The sequence below is a fragment of the Oerskovia sp. Root22 genome (assembly GCF_001429135.1).
Classification (GTDB): Bacteria; Actinomycetota; Actinomycetes; order Actinomycetales; family Cellulomonadaceae; genus Oerskovia; species Oerskovia enterophila.
On sequence record NZ_LMIL01000011.1, the window covers coordinates 50,814 to 68,594 of the forward strand.

The window sequence follows — 17,781 nt, forward strand, 5'->3', positions numbered from 1 at the left end:
TCAGCCGCCCAGCTCGCGCGCGCGCAGCAGCACCGCGTCGAGCATCTCGGGCGTCAGACGCCCCGTGAAGGTGTTCTGCTGGCTCACGTGGAAGCATCCCAGCAGCGTCAGGCCGCGCCCGTCGGGGTGCGTGATCCGCACCTCGGCCCCGTGCCCGAACCGCGGCCGTGGACGGGGTACCACCCACCCCTGGTCGTCGAGCGTCGCGAGCAGCGCCTGCCACCCGAACGCGCCGAGCACCACCGCGACGCGCGGCCCGACGAGCTCGAGCTCGCGCCCCAGGTACGGCGCGCACGTGTGACGTTCGAGCGGCGTCGGCTTGTTGGCCGGCGGCGCGCAGTGCACGGGCGAGGTGACACGGATGCCGGTGAGGACCAGCCCGTCGTCGGCACGCACCGACGTCGGCTGGTTCGCGAACCCCGTGCGGTGCATCGCCGCGAACAGGAAGTCGCCCGAGCGGTCGCCCGTGAACATGCGCCCCGTGCGGTTCGCGCCGTGCGCGGCAGGCGCGAGACCGACCACGAGGACCGTCGCTCGTTCGTCGCCGAACCCGGGCACGGGCCGGGCCCAGTAGACCTCGTCCCGGAACGAGGCCCGCTTCACGGTCGCGACCTGCTCACGCCACGCGACCAGGCGGGGGCAGGCTCGGCACGCCACGAGCACCTCGTCGAGTGCCGCGATGCTCCCGGCCGGACGAACCTGGAGAGGGTAGGTGACGTCGTCGGGCCCGACGGCGCCGCCCGCCTCACGGGGCGCGGCGCCTCGCGGAGGGCTCACCGGCCGGACCGTGCCGATGTCATGCCTGCGGCGTGACGAGCTGCTGCAGCGCCCAGGTGTTGCCGTCGGGGTCCGAGAAGTACGTGAACCGGCCCCACGGCAGGTCCTCGACCGGCGGGGCGTCGATGCCGCGGTCGAGCAGGTGCTGACGGGCCTCGTCGGCGTCGGGCACCACGATCTGCAGACCGCGCTGCCCGCCCGAGGGCATATCGGTCATGTTGACGTCGAGCACGATCGAGCACGCCGACCCCGGCGGGGTGAGCTGGACGAACCGCAGGTCGTCGTTCACGGGGATGTCGTGGTCGGCGTTGAAGCCGACCTGGTCGACGTAGAAGGCCTTGGCCCGGTCGATGTCCGACACGGGCACGGGGACGAGCTCGAGCTTCCAGTCCATGGTCGTCGCTCCTGGGGTCTGCTGGTGGTCGCGGCCCGCGGGATGACGGGCACCTCTTCACCGTACGAAGAGAAGCGGTCACCCGCTGGCCGGGACCTGAGCTCGAGCACCGGCGTCACGAGCGCGTGGTTGTCAGAAGTGGGCCGGGGGATTCCCCGGCCCACTTCTGACAACTCAGCGGGGCTCGCCGACGGAGGCCGGCGCCGGGAGGGCAGGAGCCGCCTCGGCGGCCTCGACCACGGCCTCGGCCGCCGCGACGACCCCGAGCTCGGAGGCGTCGGAGACCACGATCGGCGCGTCGCCTGCCGGCGCGGCCCGCAGCGAGCGCGTCAGGCTCAGCAGGAGCAGGCCAGCGACCGAGATGACGCCGAACATGACCGCGGCCATGGTGATCGTGACGTCGCCGCCGATCAGCCCGGTCAGCGGCGCGATGCCCGCGCCGACGCCGAACTGCATGGCCCCCAGCAGGGCTGCCGCGCTGCCGGCCCGGTGCGCGTTGCGCTCGAGCGCGACCGCCGGGACCGAGGGCATGACGAACCCGGCCGTGCCCAGGGTCAGGACGATGAGGGCGACCAGGACCGGGAGCCCCGCTCCGCTCAGGGTCGCGGCGAGCAGCCCTGCGGAGAGGACCATGCCGACGGGCACGATGACGCGCAGGATCTGCTCGGGCGTCACGCGCCCGACGAGCGCGCCGTTGACCTGGCTGCCGATCGTCACGGACACCGCGCCCGCGCCGAAGATGATCGCGTACTGCTGGGCGCTCAGGCCGAACTGCTCCTGGAACACGAACGTCGACGCCGAGATGTACGTGAACATCGCGGCCATGTAGAACCCGCCGAGCAGCGCGAGGCCGAAGAACGACCAGTCGCGCACGAGCGAGCCGTACGAGCGCAGGGCCGCCGACGTGCCGCCCGTCCGCCGCATCTCGGGGGGCAGCGACTCCTTGAGCCGCAGGGCTGCGAGAACCAGCAGCAGCACGCCGAACACCGCGAGGGCGACGAACATCAGACGCCATGAGCCCATGCGCAGGAACTGGGCACCGATCGTCGGAGCCAGGATCGGGGCGACGCCCACGACCAGCATGAGTCGCGCGATGACCTTGCCGACCTGGAAGCCCTCGAAGTTGTCGCGCACGATCGCCATCGACAGGACCATGCCGGCCGCGGCCGTGAGGCCCTGGACGAACCGGAGCGCGGTGAGCATCTCGACCGACTGGACGAACACGATCCCGACCGAGGCCAGGACGTAGAGCGAGAGGGCGGACAGCAGCGGGAGGCGGCGCCCGATCGCGTCGGAGAGCGACCCGATGAGGAGCTGACCGAGCGCGAGGCCCGCGAGCGTCGCGGTCAGGGTGAGCTGGATGCGGGACTCGGTCGTGCCGAGCTCCCGCACGATCTGCGGGAAGGCCGAGAGGTACAGGTCGATCGTGAGCGGGCCGATAGCCGTGAGCGCCGACAGGAGCAGGACGAAGCCGACGGTGATGCGCGTGCCGCGGGTGGGTACGGAAGCCGACGGCGCCGACGGTGCTGACAGGTGGGAGACCGCGTCGGAGGTGGACGACGCTGGTGGTGGGGTGGCCATGACTGCGGCAACCCTCGCCGCCGGGCCGTTGTTCCCGGACGGCGTACGGCGTCCGGTGGCTGAGACGGGGCGCAGCCACCGCGTGCGCGGCGCGCCCCGTCCTGCCGGAGGTCAGCCCTCGGCGCGCGCGTCGCGCCAGGCGACCCACTGCTCGACGAGCGAGAGGTCGTAGTCGGGGCCGCTGACCCCGACCGTCAGGAGCGTCGCGCCGAGGCCCACGAGCTCGTCGCCCACCTCGGCGGGCGGACGGTTCACCGCGACGGACCGCTCGACGAGCGAGGCCGTGTCGCGCCCGACGGCGGCGCCGTGCTCGTCGAGGATCGCGCTCTTGCGGGCGAGCGTCTCGGCGTCGCCGAACGAGTGCCACGCGGTCGCGTGCTGGGCGACGATGCGCAGGGTCTTGCGCTCGCCCCCGCCCCCGACGAGGATCGGGATCTCGCGCGTGGGCGCCGGGTTGGACGCGGCCCAGCGGGCCTTGATGCGGGGGAGCGCGTCGGCGAGGTCCGCGATGCGCGAGCCCGCCGTGCCGAACTCGTAGCCGAACCGGTCGTAGTCCTTCTCGAACCAGCCGGCGCCGATCCCGAGGATCAGGCGGCCGCCCGAGATGTGGTCGACGGTGCGGGCCATGTCCGCGAGGAGCTCGGGGTTCCGGTAGCTGTTGCACGTGACGAGCGCGCCGATCTCGACCCGGCTCGTCTGCTCGGCCCACGCGCCGAGCATGGTCCAGCACTCGAAGTGCTTGCCGTCGGGGTCGCCGCTGAGCGGGAAGAAGTGGTCCCAGTTGAAGATCACGTCGACCCCGGCGTCCTCGGCGCGGGCCACCGCGTCACGGATCTGGGGATAGTCGGCATGCTGGGGCTGGAGCTGGACACCGATGCGCACGGGACGAGTCATCCATTCAGCCTAATCGGCGCGACCTGGGGCGTGCCGCTGCGAAGGCAGCGAACCAGGAGGACCCGGGCAGCGGCGCCCGACGTCCGCGGTGGACGCGCACGACTGGGCGAGGACACCACCACGCAGCCGCCCAGCGTGAGCGACACCGCAGGTCACGGATCCGCATCCTCCGAGGCAACGCGCCGCCTCGCCACCTACTGTGGGCGGATGAAGCGATGGTGGTGGTTGATCGGCGGGCTCGTCGTCCTGGTGCTCGTGCTCGTCGTGGTCGACCGCGTCGCGGTGCGCGTGACCGAGGGGGCTGCGGTCCGGTCCATGGAGCAGGGGGACGTCGAGCTCACGGACGCGAACCTCGACATCCAGGGCTTCCCGTTCCTGACGCAGGTGGTCGGCGGCGAGCTCGAGCACGTCACCGGGACGGCCGCGACGGCGACGTTCGGCGGCTACACCGTGACCGACCTGCACATCGACGCCCGCGGCGTCTCGACGCGCGACCCGTACGTCCTGCAGTCGGGCACCGCGACGGGGCTGCTCGCACCGTCCTCGCTCGACGCGGTCGCGAGCGAGGCAGCGGGGTCCCCGGTCACGTTCAGCACCGACGGGAACCTGCTCGTCGCGAGCATGTCGGTCCTGGGCGTCGACCTCTCGGCCCGGCTGACGCCGCGCGTCGACGGCAACACCATCGCGGTCGACGTCGCGGCCCTGACCCTGGGGCCCGCGACGATCACGATCTCCGACCTCCCTCGCCCGATCGCGAACCTCCTGACCAACCTCCAGGTCCCGCTCGACCTCCCGACGGGCGTCACGCTGACCTCGGTCGGGGTCACCGACGGCGCGATCCGCGTCGAGCTGAGCGGGACGGACGTCGCGCTCGCGGACCTCGCGGCGTCGTGATCCCGGGGCGGTGAGCGGCGTGGTCGGCGAGGGTGCAGGGGCGACGCCGCCCGGCGCAGACACGGTCGTCGCGACCCGGCTGGGTGCGCACGGCCTCCGGGGAGCCGGCCTCCCGAGCCTGCGCGACGTCGTCGGGCACCTGGGCGCCGTCCAGTCGCAGGAGTTCCACCCGTCCCTGTGGGGGATCGCACAGCGCGCGGCGGGGACGCCGTCCGCGGCGTCCGCGCGCGAGGCGTTCTCCGCGGGGGACCTGCTGCGCACGCACGTCCTGCGCCCCACGTGGCACACCATCCTGCCCGACGACGTCCGCTGGCTCCTGCAGCTCACCGCGCCCCGGGTGCACCGCCTCAACCGTCCGTACTACCCGGACCTGGGCGGGCCTGCGCAGGACGCGGCCGCGACCGACCTGCTCGCCGAGGCCGTCGCGGGCGGCCGGCACCGGACCCGGGCCGAGCTCGCGGAGCTGCTCGCGTCGCACGGGCTGCCGTCGACCGGCATCTCGTTCACGTACATCCTGATGCGGGCCGAGCTCGACCGGGTCGTGATCAGCGGCGCGCTGCGCGGCAGGCAGCAGACGTACGCGGCGTTCGACGAGCGTGTGCCCGCCGGCTACGGGCCCCTCGGGGCGACGTTCGACGAGGACGAGGCACTGAACGAGCTCCTGCGGCGCTACCTGCGCAGCCGGGGGCTCGCCACGGTCAAGGACTTCGCGGGCTGGTCGGGCCTCACGATGACCCGTACGCGGGAGGGGCTCGCGGCGCTGGGCGGCGAGGTCGAGCAGGTCGTGGGCGCCGGGGACGAGGCGACGGGGCTGGTCATGTGGCGGCTGGTCGACGGCCCGCCCCTGACCGCGGCCGCGGGGGACGGACACGTCGACCTGCTCCAGGGGTACGACGAGTACTTCGTGTCGTACAAGGACAGCCGGGACCTGGCCCGCGACCCGCTCTCGGTCGAGGCACCCGCGGTCCTGCCGCTCCGGCTCCCCGGCACGGAGGAGTCGCCGTTCCTGCACGTGATCGCCGTGGGGGGCCGGGTCGTGGGGCGGTGGCGGCACGTGCTCACGGCGCGCACCCTGCGGCTCGACACCCAGCTCTTCCGGCCGCTCGTCCGGGCCGAGCAGCGCGGGTTCGAGGTCCAGGCGGAGCGGCTCGCGGCGCACTGGGGCGTCGAGCACGTGCCGTCCTGACCGGTGCCCGGTCCGACATCAGCACCCCTGCCCCCGGCGCCCGACGGCGCCGCCGTGGCACGCTGGACCCATGACCGCTCTCGCCCCGGGAACGGCGCTGACCATCGCTGAAGCGGCCGCGTCGTCGGGCCTCACCGTCCACACCCTGCGCTACTACGAGCGCGACGGGCTCATGCTCGACGCGGTCGAGCGTGCCCCGTCGGGGCACCGGCGCTACACGCCTCGTGACCTCGACTGGCTCGTGCTCCTCACGCGGCTGCGCGGCACGGGCATGCCGATCCGTGAGGTGCGCGCGTACGCGGACCTGGTCCGCGCGGGCCAGGGCAACGAGGCCGAGCGGCTGCGTCTGCTGCACGCGCACCGCGAGCGCGTGCGCGCCGAGCTCGCGTCCGTGCAGGAGCACCTCGCGGCGATCGAGCGCAAGATCGACGTCTACGAGGGGCGGACCGGGGACCGCTGACGACGGCCGTCCTCTTGACCTCGAGCGCACTCGAAGTCGCACGCTGGAGTCATGACGGACACCACCGCAGCTCGGCACCTCCCCACCCACACGCTCGGCAGCACCGAGAACGGGACACTGCTCGAGGTCGGGGCCGTGGGCCTCGGCTGCATGGGCATGTCGGCCTTCTACGGCGCGACGAGCGGCGAGGGCTCGACCACCGACGAGACCTCGATCGCCACGATCCACCGCGCGCTCGACCTGGGCGTGACCCTCCTCGACACGGCCGACATGTACGGCCCGCACACCAACGAACGCCTCGTGGGCCGCGCGCTGCGCAGCTCGGGCGTGGCCCGCGACGACGTCGTGGTCGCGACCAAGTTCGGGATCTCCCGAGCCGGGGCGAGCGCGGGCGACCGGACCATCGACGGACGACCCGAGTACGTGCGCCAGGCCGTCGACGGCAGCCTGCAGCGGCTGGGCCTCGACCACATCGACCTCTACTACCAGCACCGCGTCGACCCCGACGTACCCATCGAGGACACCGTGGGCGCCATGGCCGAGCTCGTCCAGGCGGGCAAGGTCCGCCACCTCGGCCTGTCCGAGGCCGCGCCCGAGACCATCCGGCGCGCGCACGCCGTGCACCCCATCACCGCTCTCCAGACCGAGTACTCGCTGTGGTCGCGCGACGTCGAGGCGCAGATCCTGCCGACGCTGCGCGAGCTGGGCATCGGGCTCGTCCCGTACTCACCCCTCGGGCGCGGCTTCCTCACGGGGACCATCTCGTCGGTCGACGGGCTCACCGAGGACGACTACCGCAGGACCAACCCGCGCTTCGTGGGCGACGCGCTCGACGCCAACCTCGCGCTCGTGGCCCAGGTGCGTGCGCTCGCGGCGGCGCGAGGCATCACGGCCGGGCAGCTCGCCCTGGCCTGGGTCCTGGCGCAGGGGCACGACGTCGTCCCGATCCCCGGCACCAAGCGGGTTCGGTACCTCGAGGAGAACGTCGCCGCGGCGGCCGTCGAGCTCACTCCCGAGGACCTCGCGGCGCTCGACGCGGTGCTCCCGGCCGGGGCCGCGGCGGGTGACCGGTACCTGGACATGTCGCCGCTCAACGGCTGACGAAGGGCTGATCGGGTGCGTGCCGACCGAGGCGTCGGGCCCACCCGGGGGCGCGACGCGGTCGGGCGGGTCAGGGCTAGGTGCCGAACCGAAACCCTTACGTGACGCGAGCGAGACGTATCGCCCCTAGAGTGGCGCGCCACGACGTACCCACCCGATCGGAGCTCTCATGCGCAAGATGCCTCTCCTCGTCGCCCTCACGGCCGCGGCGACCCTGGCCCTCACGGCCTGCACCGACGCCTCGCAGCCCACCGACTCCCCATCGACCGGTTCCGCGGGCGAGACCTCCACGGAAGCTCCCTTCGACCTCACGTCGGTCCAGAAGGACGACGCGGCCGCGGCCCTGCTGCCGGCCGGCATCGCGAGCGCGGGCAAGCTCGTCGTCGCGTCCAACACGGAGTACGCACCTGCCGAGTTCATCGACGCGGACGGCCGGACACCGGTCGGCTACGACATCGACATCATCACGGCCGTGGGCGCGGTCCTGGGGCTCGAGGTCGTGATCGAGTCGGCCGACTTCCCGGCGATCATCCCGGCGCTGGGCAGCAAGTACGACGTCGGCATCTCGTCGTTCACCATCACGACCGAGCGCATGGCCGAGGCGAACATGGTCAGCTACTTCAACGCGGGCGAGGCGTTCTCGGTCCAGAAGGGCAACCCCAAGAACGTCGACCCGGCGAACATCTGCGGCCTGACCGTCGCGGTGCAGACCGGCACGGTCGAGGACGAGGGCGCCGACGAGATCAGCTCGACGTGCGTCGAGGACGGCGAGCAGCCGCTCGAGGTCCTGCGCTACGACAACCAGGCCGACGCGACCACCAACCTCGTGGGCGGCAAGGCCGACATCATGTACGCCGACTCGCCCATCGTGTCCTACGCGATCGAGCAGACGAACGGTGAGATCGAGCAGATCGGCGACGTGTTCGACTCCGCGCCCCAGGGGATCGTGACCGCGAAGGCGGACACCGAGCTCGCGGCCGCGATCCAGGCCGCGCTCACGGTCCTCATGGAGGACGGCACGTTCACCGACATCCTGGCCTCGTGGGGCAACGACGCGGGGGCCCTCGACGAGTCGGTCGTCAACCCGCCGGTCTCCTGAGCCGAGCGAGGTAGCCGAGCGAGGTAGCCGGCCGAGGTACCGGTCGAGAGGTGCCAGGCCCGACGGCGGTCGAGCAGCTCCACGGAGCTGCCCGGCCGCCGTCGGGTCCGGCATCCGGGCCGGCATCCGGGCCGGTGCCCGGGGCGCACCCGGCTCCCGGAGCCCAGGCCGGAACGGCGTCGTTTTGCCAGTCGGGGCGCCCGCGCGGGAAACTGGGAGGGCAACGGTGCGGCGCCGCTCCGTGCTGCCCGCGTTGCACGGTGTCACGACCCACCCCCCTGAGGTCGGCGCCGGAGCTCATCACCATGAAACGGGAGACCCCCATGCGCAGGCTGCCTGCCCTCACCGCCCTGACCGCCCTCGTCGCGACCTTCGCTCTCACGGCGTGCACCGACGCCTCGACGGACTCGGGCGCGAGCCCCACCGCCGGCGGCTCGTCGACCGCGACGTTCGACCCGTCGACCATCGCCAAGGACGAGACGATCGCCGCGATGCTCCCGGCCGACGTCGTCGAGGCCGGCCTCCTGACCGTCGGCACCAACGCCACGTACGCCCCCGCCGAGTTCATCGGTGACGACGGCAAGACGATCGTCGGCTACGACGTCGACCTGGCCAAGGCCGTCGGCGCCGTCCTGGGCCTCGACGTCGAGGTCACCAACGCCGACTTCGCGTCGATCATCCCGGCGATCGGCAGCAAGTACGACATCGGGGTCTCGGGCTTCACGATCACGCCCGAGCGCCTGGCCGAGGTCAACATGGTCAGCTACTTCCGCGCGGGCGAGGCGTTCGCGGTGGCGCAGGGCAACCCCAAGGACGTCGACCCCACCGACGTGTGCGGACTGAGCATCGCCGTCCAGACCGGCACGGTCGAGGACGAGGCCCTCGACGGCCTCATGGCGGACTGCGAGGCCGCGGGCAAGCCCGACATCACGCCGCTGCGCTACGCGAGCCAGGCCGACGTGACGACCAACCTGGTGGGCGGCAAGGCCGACGTCATGTACGCGGACTCGCAGGTCGTGGCCTACGCCGTGACCCAGACGGGCGGCCAGATCGAGCAGCTCGGCGACATCTTCGCCGACTCGCTGCACGGCATCGCGATCGCCAAGGACGACACCGCGCTCGCGCAGGCCGTCCAGGCCGCGGTCCAGAAGCTCATCGACGACAGCGACTACACGACGATCCTCGACACCTGGGGCAACGCCTCCGGTGCGGTGACCACGGCCGAGCTCAACCCCGTGGTCTCCTGAGCTGATCCCCTGACAGAACAGAGGTAGCCATGGCCCAGCCGCCCAGCACCCCATCGCCCGACGGATCGCCGGGCGGGGGCTCGTCGAGCCTCGGCACGGCGTCCGCGCCTGCCGACCGGATCCCGGAGCGCATCCACGCGGTCCCGGTGCCCCGGCCAGGACGCTGGGCGGCGGCCGTGGTCCTCCTCGTCCTGGCGGCCATGGCCGTCCACGGCCTGGTCACGAACGAGAAGTTCCGGTGGGACGTCGTCTGGCTCTACCTGCGGGACGTGCAGATCATGCGCGGCGTGGGCTGGACCCTCATCCTGACGTTCTCCTCGATGGCCATCGCCGTCGTGCTCGCGGTGATCCTCGCGGTCATGCGGCGCTCGGACAACCCGGTCATGCGGGCGACGAGCTGGTTCTACATCTGGTTCTTCCGCGGCACCCCGATCTACACCCAGCTCGTGTTCTGGGGTCTCATCTCGGTGCTGTACCCCAAGCTCAGCCTGGGCGTCCCGTTCGGTCCCGAGTGGTTCGTGTTCGACACGGCCGACCTCATCACCGCGGCACGCGCGGCGATCCTGGGGCTCGCGCTCAACGAGGCCGCGTACCTCGCGGAGATCGTCCGCGCGGGCCTGGGATCGGTGGACCCGGGCCAGGCCGAGGCCGCGAAGGCCCTGGGCATGAAGGACGGCAAGATCCTGCGGCGCATCATCCTGCCGCAGGCCATGCGCGTGATCGTGCCGCCGACGGGCAACGAGACCATCTCGATGCTCAAGACCACGTCGCTGGTCCTCGCGGTGCCGTTCAGCCTGGACCTGACGTTCGCGTCGAACGCGATCGCGAACCGCATCTTCCTCCCGATCCCGCTCCTCATGGTCGCGGCGATCTGGTACCTGCTGATCACGAGCATCCTCATGGTCGGCCAGCACTACATCGAGCAGTACTACGGGCGCGGGTTCGGCTCGTCGACGGGCACGAGCCGCCGTCGCAAGCCGGGCAAGGGCCCCAAGAAGCCGAGCAAGCAGGAGGCGATAGCGGCGTCGGGCACGACCGCGAACGCCGACCCCTTCCTGGAGGTGACCCCGTGACCGCGGACGCTCTCGACCGCCCGTCGGGGGCTTCGACCCCGTCCTCCGCCCCCGCGTCAGGCCCGACGGCGGCACACGCCGACGCGTCCGCCGCCCCCATGGTGGAGATCGCCGGGGTGCACAAGATGTTCGGTGACGTCCACGTCCTCAAGGGCGTGGACCTCGAGGTGCCGCGGGGCTCGGTGTGCGTGGTGCTCGGCCCCTCGGGCTCGGGCAAGTCGACGCTGCTGCGCTGCATCAACGAGCTCGAGGACCTCACGGCGGGGCGCATCTACGTCGACGGCGACCTGATCGGGTACCGCGAGGTCGAGAAGAACGGCAAGAAGCGCCTGCACCGGCTGCACCCCAAGGTCATCGCGACCCAGCGCTCGCGCATCGGCATGGTGTTCCAGCGCTTCAACCTGTTCCCGCACATGACGGCCCTCCAGAACGTCATGGAGGCCCCCGTGCAGGTGCGTGGGCTGTCGCGGGCGCAGGCCAGGGCGCGGGCCGAGGAGCTGCTCGCCCGGGTCGGCCTGTCCGACCGCGTCGACCACTACCCCTCGCAGCTCTCCGGTGGTCAGCAGCAGCGGGTCGCGATCGCGCGGGCGCTCGCGATGGACCCCGAGCTCATGCTGTTCGACGAGCCGACGTCGGCGCTCGACCCCGAGCTCGTGGGCGAGGTCCTCGCGGTCATGCGCGACCTCGCGGAGAGCGGCATGACGATGATCGTCGTGACGCACGAGATCGGCTTCGCACGGGAGGTCGGCGACCACGTGGTCTTCATGGACGACGGCGTGATCGTCGAGCAGGGCGACCCGCGTGAGGTGCTGACGAACCCGCGCGAGGAGCGGACCCGGGAGTTCCTGGCGCACGTGCTGTAACCGTCCGCGCCTGTGTCGAGCGTGAGCTGTGGCCCCTGGACCGCTCGGTCCAGGGGCCACGTCCGTCGTACCACCACCACGAGAGGGGCCGAGGCGCCCGCCGGCGAGAGCCGGTCAGCGCTCGCAGGCCACCCCGTTGCCGTCCCAGTCGAGCGCCGGGTTGAAGCCCGCGTCGTCGTTCTTGAGCGGCGTCTTGCCGTCGCGTCTCGCGGCCTCGCACGTCAGGTAGACGCCGTTGACCTTGCCCGAGTCCCAGCCGCCGTCGTTCCCGTCGTCGCCGTTGTCCTGCACCGCGGCCTCGCGTTCCGCGATCGCCACCTCGCGGTCGTCGAGCGCGACGTCGCGCGCGTCGAGCTCGGCCTCCTTGGTGGTCGCGGCGGTCTCACGGGCCGTGACGGCCTCGGTCGAGGCCGCGATCCCGGCGAGCTGCGTCTCGAGGTCGGCTCGCTCGGCGTCGAGCTTCTCGCGCTCGGCGGCCATCTGCTCGGTCGTGAGGGCGGCCGCCGCGGTGGCGTCCCCGGCCTCCGACTGGGCCTTGAGCGTCACGCCGAGGCCGATGAGCAGCCCCACGGCGAGGCAGCCCACGCCGATCCCGAGGGGCAGGAGCCAGCGCATGTACGTCCGCTCCTCGCGCTCCTCGTCGTCGCTCGAGAAGATCGCGAGCGGCCCCCGGTCGGCGGCAGGAGTGGGCCCTGCGGGCGAGGCAGCAGTCCCGACGGCGACGGCGGGCCCGTCGGCCTGGGCGGCGCTCGTGGCCGCGACGGGCGGGGCTGCAGCAGCACCGACGACCGGCAGGATCATGGTCGAGGAGGGCGCCTCCGCGGGCGCGGGAGCGCTCACGTCGCGGCGGGACCGCCTCGTCGGCCCGACGGCGGGCGTCCCGTCCCCGGGCGACGTGACGGGGGCCATGACGTGCGTGGAGTCAGCGGGCGAGGGCGCCACCGCGGCTCCGGGCACGACCGCGGTCTGGAAGAGGACGGGGATCCCGCCCCCCGGCGTCTCGCGGGACCAGGCTTCCGCCCCCGAGGCGGGCGGGGCGGGTGGCGCCGGCGGCGCGGGGACGGCAGGGGCGGCTTCCACCCAGAAGACCCAGCCCTGGGGCGCGGCCGGCCAGGCCGGGTCGGGATGCCAGTCGGACGAAGGGGCGAAACCGGGAGGTACCAACCAGCCGGGCGGCGGGTTGAAATGTACGGCCATGGGAGAGCTCCTTCGACAGTTCCAGCGCGCTCACTATGCTGCAGATCGGCCCGTTGACGCCAATTCCGTACCCTGTCAGCGGCGCCGGGTACAAAGGAACCGGGCCGAGACGCGTGCGGCGGCCCCCGGTCGGCAGCCTCCACGGGCGATCGGCAGCGCGCGTGAGCGATCCCGAGGAGTCGTCGTGTTCCTGATGGACCAGCAGGACCCGTCCGCGGAGGAGCTGCTCGTGTTCTCCGCGAGCGACCTCGTCGCGGCGAGCGAGTGCGAGTACCGCCTGCTGCGCACGCTCGACGAGAAGACGGGGCGCGCTGCCCGCGGTGCGGTCGAGGTCGACGACATGCTCGAACGCACCGCGACCCTGGGCGACGTGCACGAGCAGCACGTCCTCGCCGGGCTCGTGGACCTCGTGGGTGCTGACGCCGTCCGGGAGATCCCCGTGTCGCGCACCATGCGCCGCGAGGACCTCGTGGCCGCGCACGCCGCGACGCTCGCGGCCCTGCGTGACGGGGTGGAGGTCGTCTACCAGGGCTCGTTCTTCGACGGCCGCTTCCACGGCCGCGCGGACTTCCTGATCCGCACGGACAGCCGGGCGGCCCACGTCCCCCTGCTCCCCGCCGGCCCGACGACGTCGCGCACCCTGGGAGGGCCCGGCGCGCCGGGTGCGGGCGGCCCCGAGTACGCGGTGTACGACGCCAAGCTCGCGCGGCGCGCCAAGGTCCCCGCGCTGCTCCAGCTCGCCGCCTACGCCGACCAGCTCCTGGCAGCCGGCGTCGAGACGTCGCCCGTGCTGCACCTGATCCTCGGCACGCGGGCCGTGACCGACCACCGGCTCGCGGACGTCCTGCCCGTGTTCCGCGAGCGGCGCGCCGAGCTGCTGCACCTGCTGGACGCGCACCGCGCGGCCGGCGAGCCGGTCCGCTGGGACGCGCCCGGGCTGCGGCAGTGCGGGACGTGCGGGTACTGCGCCCAGCAGGTCGAGGAGCACGACGACCTGCTCCGCGTCGCGGGCCTGCGCAGCACCCAGCGCGTGAGGCTCCGCGCGGGTGGCATCACCACCATGACCCAACTCGCGTCGGCCACGACCCCGCCGCGCGGGCTCGCGGCGCGCACGTTCGAGACGCTGAGGGTCCAGGCCCGGCTCCAGGCCGGGCTGGTCGACGTGCCGGCGGACGGGGGCGAGGTGCCGGGCCTGGGCCCCGGCCCCAGCGGGTCGGTCACGTGGAGCACGCGGGCGGCCACCGGGGTGGGGGATGTCGACGCGAGCAGCCCCGGCAGCACTGCCGGGGAGGGGGCGGTCGCTCATGGCGCCGAGGACGCCCCGGGCGGCACCGGGACCGAGCAGCACACGCTGTCCTACGTGGTCGTCGACCCCGCGCCGCTGCGCGCCCTGCCCCCGCCGGATCCGGGCGACGTGTTCTTCGACTTCGAGGGCGACCCGCTGTGGTCGGTCACGGACCCGGCGACCGGCGACATCACGTGGAACATCGACTACCTGTTCGGGCTGGTCGAGCGACCCGGCACCTCGGGGGAGGTACCGCCCTTCCACGCGTTCTGGGCGCACGACCTGGAGCAGGAGAAGCAGGCGCTCGTCGACTTCGTCGACTACCTGGCCAAGCGACGCGCCCAGTACCCCGGGCTGCACGTCTACCACTACGCGTCCTACGAGAAGACCCACCTGCTGTCGATCGCGGCCCGCCACGGGGTCTACGAGCAGGAGGTCGACGACCTCCTGCGCCAGGGCGTGCTCGTCGACCTCTACGCGACCGTGCGCCACTCGCTCAAGGTCTCGGCGCCGTCGTACTCGATCAAGAAGCTCGAACCGCTGTACATGGGCGACCAGCTCCGCGGCGGCGACGTGACCGACGCCGCCGCGTCGGTCGTGGCCTACGCGACCTGGTGCGCCGCGCGCGACGCGGGCGACGACGAGGAGGCGGCCAGGCTGCTGCGCGGCATCGCCGACTACAACGAGTACGACTGCCTCTCGACCCTGCGGCTGCACGAGTTCCTGCTGGGCCTCGCCGGACGCACGGCCCCCGCGACGAGCGACGTACGGACGACGCCCCCGGTGGGCAACGGGTGGGAGGACGACCTGCCGCCCGCCCTCGAGCTCAGCGACGCCGAGGTGGCGCGCCGGGCCAAGCGCGCCGAGGCCGAGCAGGTCGAGCTCGACGTGCGGGGGCTCGCGGGCGGCGTGGACGGCCGCTCGGGGGCCGGACGGACCGACGACGAGGAGGCCGTCGCGCTCCTGGGCGCCGGGGTCGGGTACTACTGGCGCGAGGCCAAGCCTTTCTGGCAGGAGTACTTCTCGCGGCTCAAGGACCCCGTGGACGAGTGGCAGACGCCCCGGTCGTACTTCGTCGTGGAGCGGGCCGAGGTGATCGAGGACTGGGCCCGGGCGACGCCGCGCAGCAACCCGTCGCGTCGTCTGCGGCTCTACGGCGAGCTGCCCGACGGCACCGAGCTCAAGGCGGGCTACGAGGGCGCGACCGCGCTCTTCGAGGGGCCGGCTCCCGACGGGATCGAGCCCGCGCACGGCGCGGTGCGCTGGTCGACGGGGAGCGTGCGCGTGCACGGCGTCGAGCGCGGACGGCTCGCGAGCGGCCGGGAGGTCGACGTCCTCGACGTGCGGATGCCCGTCCCCAAGGGGGCCGCCACGCACGACGTGCTGCCCATGGCGCTGACGGTGGGCCAGGTGCTGCCCACACCGCAGCAGGAGGCCTCGATCCGGGCGCTCGCGACGCTCGTGCAGGGCCAGAACCCCGCTGGGGTCGAGGCCCCGCTGGTGCTTCCCGACCGCCCTGCGCTCGACCTGCTGCGCAGGCGCCCGCCGCGCACGTCGTCGGGCGGCCCGCTGCCCACGCTGGGTGACGGCCCCGAGCGGTACATCGACGCGGTCACGGACGCCGTCCGCGCCCTCGACGGGTCGTACCTCGGCGTCCAGGGCCCTCCCGGCACCGGGAAGACCCACCTCGCCTCGAAGGTGATCGGGAGCCTCGTCGCCGAGGGCTGGCGCGTGGGCGTGGTGGCGCAGTCGCACGACGTCGTCGAGAACGTCCTCGCGGGAGTCATCAGCAAGGGCGGGGTGCCTGCGGACCGCGTGGGCAAGAAGGCCTCGGGCCCCAAGGGGCGCGACGTGTCGAGGGTCGGGCGCGACGTGGGCTCCGGCCTGGCCGACGACGTCGCCGCGGCGGACCTGCCCGAGGGCTCGCGGCTCGTCCCCTGGCGGCTCGTGGACTCCGCGCAGACCTCGGCCTTCGTCGCGGAAGGTCCCGGTGTGATCGGCGGGACGGCCTGGGACTTCGCGCACGTCGAGCGGTTCGGCGACGGCGAGCTCGACCTGCTCGTGATCGACGAGGCCGGGCAGTTCTCGCTCGCGAACACCGTCGCGGTCTCGCGGGCCGCGCAGCGGCTCCTGCTCCTGGGCGACCCGCAGCAGCTCCCGCAGGTCTCGCAGGGGCAGCACCCCGAGCCGGTCGACCAGTCGGCCCTCGGCTGGCTGACCCGCGCCGGCGGCGGGCACGACGTGCTGCCACCGGAGTACGGCTACTTCCTCGCGCGGTCGTGGCGCATGCACCCGGCGCTGTGCGACGCGGTGTCCGAGCTCGCGTACGAGGGCCTGCTGCACGCCGAGGCGGCCGCGGGCGAACGCTTGCTCGTGGGGGTCGAGCCCGGCGTGCACGTGGTCGAGGTCGAGCACGCAGGGAACGCGGTGTCCTCGGTCGAGGAGGCCCAGGAGATCGTGCGTCAGGTCCAGGCGCTGCTCGGGACCACCTGGTACCCGGGCGGGCGGGGTGGGGGCGCCGCAGGCTCCCACGGTGGGGCCGCCGCCTGCTCTCGGCCGCTCGACCAGCACGACTTCGTGGTCGTGGCCCCCTACAACGCGCAGGTCTGGACCGTGCGGCACGCGCTCCAGGCCGCGGGGCTGGGGGACGTGCGCGTGGGAACGGTCGACAAGTTCCAGGGCAAGGAGGCGCCCGTCGCGATCGTCTCGATGACGGCCTCGGCACGTGAGGACGTGCCGCGCGGCATGGAGTTCCTGCTGTCGCGCAACCGCGTGAACGTCGCGGTCTCGCGGGGCCAGTGGTGCGCCGTCGTGGTCCGCTCGCACCGGCTCACCGACTACCTGCCGCACCACCCCGAGGAGCTCGCCGAGCTGGGCGCGTTCATCGGGCTGTGCCAGTCAGGGGCTGCTCGGTAGCGGCCGAGCTTCCGCTGAGTGCATGATGCGGCAGCGACACGCCGGTCGAGTCGCTGCCGAACCACGCACTCAGCGGCGGGTCAGGGCTCAGAAGTCCCCGAACCCTCCGAAGTCCCCACCACCGAAGTCGCCGAACCCACCGAAGTCACCGCCGAGGTCCCCTCCGGCCTCGGTGACCTCACCGCCCGTGTCGCCCGCTCCAGGGTCGGCCTCGGTCGCCCCGGGATCCCCCTCGCCTCCCGTCCCGCCGTCGCCCGCGAGGTTCGCGGTCGGGTCGCCGAACATCGGGCCGAACATCATGTTGGCGACCGCGGAGCCGATCACGACGCCCGCGATGGTGCCGAGCATGCTCGAGCCGATCATCGAGCCCATGCCGGGCCCGCCCGGGCCGCCGACCCCTTGCCGGCCGCCGAACGACCGCTCGAGCGTGCCGGGGTTGCGCATCTCGGCGCGGGTCGCCATGCGGGCGAGCGACTGCGGGTCGTCGGAGGTCGCGCGCTCGGCGGGCGGCAGGTTCTCGCCGAGGTCGGTGAGCACACGGCGCCGCTGCTCGGGCGTGAGCCGCTCGAACGCCTCGGTGTGCGCCTGCTCGACGGCCTCAGGGGGAGCCGTGCGCAGCAGGTAACGGTAGCGGTCGATCGCGACGTCGTCCTCGCTGCGCCCCGGACCCGTCGGAGCGGGGGGCGGGGTGCCGTACACGGGGGACTCGTGGCCGTCGTAGGTCGCGTGGCGGCGCGGCATCCCCTCGTCCTGCGGGGTGCGGCCGAGGAGGCGGTCGAGGAATCCCATGAGCGTGTCCTTCTGGTCGAACCGT

15 protein-coding genes are annotated in these 17,781 nt (G+C 73.0%); 9 read left to right on the forward strand and 6 right to left on the reverse strand.

Features of this window, described 5'->3' with window-relative positions; translation table 11 throughout:
* From ASE15_RS15710 to ASE15_RS15725, 4 genes are all read right to left on the reverse strand, one after another.
* Window positions 1-777 (reverse strand): uracil-DNA glycosylase, encoded by a 777-nt coding sequence (locus tag ASE15_RS15710; RefSeq protein ID WP_082618505.1) that lies wholly within the window; start codon window positions 775-777, stop codon window positions 1-3.
* 19 nt (window positions 778-796) lie between these two features.
* Window positions 797-1,171, reverse strand: a complete 375-nt coding sequence (locus ASE15_RS15715; protein WP_056764302.1) for a VOC family protein — start codon at window positions 1,169-1,171, stop codon at window positions 797-799.
* A gap of 174 nt (window positions 1,172-1,345) precedes the next feature.
* Window positions 1,346-2,752: a multidrug effflux MFS transporter gene (locus tag ASE15_RS15720; RefSeq protein ID WP_056764304.1), complete on the reverse strand. Its 1,407-nt coding sequence runs from the start codon at window positions 2,750-2,752 to the stop codon at window positions 1,346-1,348.
* A gap of 111 nt (window positions 2,753-2,863) precedes the next feature.
* Window positions 2,864-3,646: an LLM class F420-dependent oxidoreductase gene (locus tag ASE15_RS15725; RefSeq protein ID WP_056764306.1), complete on the reverse strand. Its 783-nt coding sequence runs from the start codon at window positions 3,644-3,646 to the stop codon at window positions 2,864-2,866.
* A gap of 207 nt (window positions 3,647-3,853) precedes the next feature.
* On the opposite strand from ASE15_RS15725, the gene ASE15_RS15730 reads away from it, so the two are divergent.
* The 8 genes from ASE15_RS15730 (at window position 3,854) to ASE15_RS15765 (ending at window position 11,569) form a co-directional block, all read left to right on the forward strand.
* Window positions 3,854-4,540: a DUF2993 domain-containing protein gene (locus tag ASE15_RS15730; protein WP_162259144.1), complete on the forward strand. Its 687-nt coding sequence runs from the start codon at window positions 3,854-3,856 to the stop codon at window positions 4,538-4,540.
* A gap of 10 nt (window positions 4,541-4,550) precedes the next feature.
* Window positions 4,551-5,726, forward strand: a complete 1,176-nt coding sequence (locus ASE15_RS15735) for a winged helix DNA-binding domain-containing protein (protein WP_056764308.1) — start codon at window positions 4,551-4,553, stop codon at window positions 5,724-5,726.
* Between the two features lie 70 nt (window positions 5,727-5,796).
* On the forward strand, window positions 5,797-6,186 hold the full coding sequence (locus ASE15_RS15740) for a MerR family transcriptional regulator (protein ID WP_056764310.1): 390 nt from the start codon (window positions 5,797-5,799) through the stop codon (window positions 6,184-6,186).
* 51 nt (window positions 6,187-6,237) lie between these two features.
* Window positions 6,238-7,287, forward strand: a complete 1,050-nt coding sequence (locus ASE15_RS15745; RefSeq protein WP_056764313.1) for an aldo/keto reductase — start codon at window positions 6,238-6,240, stop codon at window positions 7,285-7,287.
* A 169-nt stretch (window positions 7,288-7,456) separates the two neighbouring features.
* On the forward strand, window positions 7,457-8,386 hold the full coding sequence (locus ASE15_RS15750) for an ABC transporter substrate-binding protein (RefSeq protein ID WP_056764315.1): 930 nt from the start codon (window positions 7,457-7,459) through the stop codon (window positions 8,384-8,386).
* 323 nt (window positions 8,387-8,709) lie between these two features.
* The gene (locus ASE15_RS15755) at window positions 8,710-9,633 is read left to right on the forward strand and encodes an ABC transporter substrate-binding protein (RefSeq protein ID WP_082609070.1); all 924 of its coding nucleotides are present in this window, start codon (window positions 8,710-8,712) and stop codon (window positions 9,631-9,633) included.
* A gap of 29 nt (window positions 9,634-9,662) precedes the next feature.
* Entirely contained in the window at window positions 9,663-10,706 is a 1,044-nt protein-coding gene (locus ASE15_RS15760) for an amino acid ABC transporter permease (protein WP_082609069.1), read from the forward strand.
* Between the two features lie 98 nt (window positions 10,707-10,804).
* Complete coding sequence (locus tag ASE15_RS15765) at window positions 10,805-11,569, forward strand: amino acid ABC transporter ATP-binding protein (protein ID WP_056653646.1); 765 nt, start codon at window positions 10,805-10,807, stop codon at window positions 11,567-11,569.
* Between the two features lie 114 nt (window positions 11,570-11,683).
* Here ASE15_RS15765 and ASE15_RS15770 read toward each other — a convergent pair whose 3' ends face one another.
* Entirely contained in the window at window positions 11,684-12,766 is a 1,083-nt protein-coding gene (locus ASE15_RS15770; protein WP_157277251.1) for an excalibur calcium-binding domain-containing protein, read from the reverse strand.
* Between the two features lie 193 nt (window positions 12,767-12,959).
* On the opposite strand from ASE15_RS15770, the gene ASE15_RS15775 reads away from it, so the two are divergent.
* Window positions 12,960-16,967, forward strand: coding sequence for a bifunctional RecB family nuclease/DEAD/DEAH box helicase (locus ASE15_RS15775; protein ID WP_235534519.1), 4,008 nt, complete (start codon window positions 12,960-12,962; stop codon window positions 16,965-16,967).
* A gap of 87 nt (window positions 16,968-17,054) precedes the next feature.
* Here ASE15_RS15775 and ASE15_RS15780 read toward each other — a convergent pair whose 3' ends face one another.
* Window positions 17,055-17,756 (reverse strand): hypothetical protein, encoded by a 702-nt coding sequence (locus ASE15_RS15780; protein WP_056764321.1) that lies wholly within the window; start codon window positions 17,754-17,756, stop codon window positions 17,055-17,057.
* Window positions 17,757-17,781: the final 25 nt, after the last annotated feature.